This is a genomic window from Pseudomonas sp. NPDC089569 (assembly GCF_050280625.1).
Lineage (GTDB): Bacteria > Pseudomonadota > Gammaproteobacteria > Pseudomonadales > Pseudomonadaceae > Aquipseudomonas.
In genome coordinates, this window is record NZ_JBNNVQ010000218.1 from 1 (window position 1) to 2,794 (window position 2,794).

The window sequence follows — 2,794 nt, forward strand, 5'->3', positions numbered from 1 at the left end:
GCTTCGCTGAGCGAGCTGGAAGATGCACTGCAATTCAATGCCGAAGAACTGGTGGGCAACCTGGATTGCAGGGATTCCAGCAGAGCTTCACGCTCGGCGGAGTTCTCGGCTTCGAGGACGCTGCGACGGGAAACGACAACGTTGTTGCGCTTCTGGTCGAGTTTGATGACCTTGAATTCCAGCTCTTTGCCTTCCAGGTGCGTGGTGTCGCGCACTGGACGGACGTCAACCAGAGAACCTGGCAGGAACGCACGGATGCCGTTAACGTCGACAGTGAAGCCGCCTTTAACCTTACCGTTGATAACGCCCTTGACCACTTCTTCGGCTGCGAAGGCTGCTTCCAGAACAATCCAGCATTCAGCGCGCTTGGCTTTTTCACGGGAGAGCTTGGTTTCACCAAAGCCGTCTTCAACCGAGTCCAGAGCAACGTGAACTTCGTCACCGACGTTGATAGTCAGGTCGCCAGCGTCGTTGTAGAACTGCTCAAGCGGGATGAGTGCCTCAGACTTCAGGCCAGCGTGAACGGTTACCCAGCGAGCCTGGTAATCGATATCAACGATAACACCGGTGATGATGGAGCCTGCCTGAAGGTTCAGGGTCTTTAGGCTTTCTTCAAAGAGTTCCGCAAAGCTTTCGCTCATTTTAATTCCTGTTGATTAGGGCGAAGAATACGCCCATCGCCACACCCCAGACGGTGAGGGTTGGTTTCATTAAAAAGAAGCCTCCGCAGGACTATGACTGGTCCCCTGCGGCCTTCTTGGTCACCCGGCGATATCGCGAATGGCAATTTCGCTCATGATGCGTTCCAGCACCTGATCGATGGATAATTCCGTGGAATCCAGCTGTATGGCGTCAGCCGCCGGCTTGAGCGGGGCTACCGCTCGCTGGGTGTCACGCTCATCGCGTGCACGTATCTCATCTAGCAGACTCGACAGACTAACACCTTCGACTTTGCCCTTCAACTGCAAGTATCGACGACGCGCACGCTCCTCGGCACTGGCAGTGAGAAAAATCTTCAGTGGTGCGTCCGGAAAAACCACTGTCCCCATGTCACGCCCATCTGCCACCAGACCTGGCGCCTCCTGAAAGGCGCGCTGGCGCTGCAACAGCGCCTCACGCACGGCAGGCAGCGCAGCGACCTGCGAGGCACCGGAGCCGACGCTCTCAGTCCGGATCACGTCGCTGACTTCGTCGCCTTCCAGAATGATGCGCTGCAACTGACCTTCCGTCGCGGCGATGAATTGCACATCCAGATGAGCGGCCAGTTTTTTCAGCAACTCTTCATTGGTCAGATCGACGCCATGGTTATGCGCCGCAAAGGCCAGCAAACGGTACAGCGCACCGGAGTCCAGCAGATTCCAGCCCAGACGCCTGGCCAGAATCCCGGCTACAGTGCCTTTTCCGGAGCCGCTTGGCCCATCAATGGTGATGACCGGTGCAATATTGTTCACGACTGGGCCTCTTGGGCAACGCGGATACCGACCTGAGCGCACAGCGCGAGGAAGTTGGGGAACGACGTCGCGACGTTGGCGCAATCATGAATGCGGATCGGTGCCGTGGCGCGCAGTGAAGCAACGCTGAATGCCATGGCGATCCGGTGATCGCCATGACCGTGTACTTCACCGCCACCGATCTGGCCGCCATCGATAATGATGCCGTCCGCAGTCGGCTCGCATTTGACGCCCAACGCCAGCAAGCCATCGGCCATGACCTGGATACGGTCCGACTCCTTGACCCGCAGCTCCTCGGCACCGCGTAGCACAGTGCGTCCTTCGGCGCAGGCAGCCGCCACAAACAGCACGGGGAATTCGTCGATAGCCAGCGGCACCAGCTCTTCCGGAATCTCGATACCTTTGAGTTTAGCTGCGCGCACGCGCAGGTCAGCCACTGGCTCACCACCGACTTCACGCAGGTTTTCCAGGGTGATATCGGCGCCCATCAGACGCAGAATGTCGATTACACCGGTACGAGTCGGGTTGATGCCAACGTGCTCGAGCACCAGCTCCGAACCTTCGGCGATCGAAGCCGCCACCAGGAAAAACGCCGACGACGAGATATCGCCTGGCACTTCGATGTGGGTTGCGGTCAGCTTGCTGCCGGACTCGACCGATGCGGTCGCGCCATTGACGGTAACCGGGTAACCGAAGCCACGCAGCATGCGCTCGGTGTGGTCACGGGTCGGAGCAGGCTCGGTGACGGTGGTTTTGCCTTCGGCGTACAGACCCGCCAGCAGCAGGCAGGACTTAACCTGGGCACTGGCCATCGGCATGGTGTAGGTCAGCCCCTTGAGCTTGTGCCCGCCACGAATGGTCATCGGCGGACGACCGTCAGCGGCCGTCTCGATCACGGCCCCCATCTCACGCAGCGGATTGGCCACACGATTCATCGGACGCTTGGACAGCGAAGCGTCGCCAGTCAGGGTACTGTCGAAGTCCTGCGCAGCCAGCAAGCCGGACAACAGACGCATCGAAGTACCGGAGTTACCCAGGTAGATCGGGCCCGGTGCAGGTTTGAGGCCATGCAGGCCTACGCCGTGAATGGTCACACGTCCGTGGTGCGGACCTTCGATCACGACACCCATGTCGCGGAAAGCCTGGAGTGTCGCCAGGGCGTCTTCACCCTCAAGGAAACCTTCCACCTCGGTAACACCTTCGGCCAGCGAGCCGAGCATGATCGAACGGTGGGAAATCGATTTGTCACCCGGTACGCGAATCCGACCGGACAGGCGGCCACCAGGTCCACCAGGTGGTGCGCTACCAGATACAGGCGTTGCGGCTGGCCTTCGAGCAGGGCG

General features: G+C 59.6%; 3 protein-coding genes. All 3 read right to left on the reverse strand.

Annotation, left to right across the window (positions count from 1 at the left end):
- Positions 1-641: S1 RNA-binding domain-containing protein (locus ACQKP2_RS32350; RefSeq protein WP_427582317.1), on the reverse strand; the 641-nt coding region annotated here is incomplete at its 3' end.
- A 120-nt stretch (positions 642-761) separates the two neighbouring features.
- On the reverse strand, positions 762-1,451 hold the full coding sequence (cmk, locus tag ACQKP2_RS32355; RefSeq protein ID WP_427582318.1) for a (d)CMP kinase: 690 nt from the start codon (positions 1,449-1,451) through the stop codon (positions 762-764).
- Positions 1,448-2,794: 3-phosphoshikimate 1-carboxyvinyltransferase (gene aroA / locus ACQKP2_RS32360; protein WP_427582319.1), on the reverse strand; the 1,347-nt coding region annotated here is incomplete at its 5' end. The genes aroA and cmk, both read right to left, overlap by 4 nt.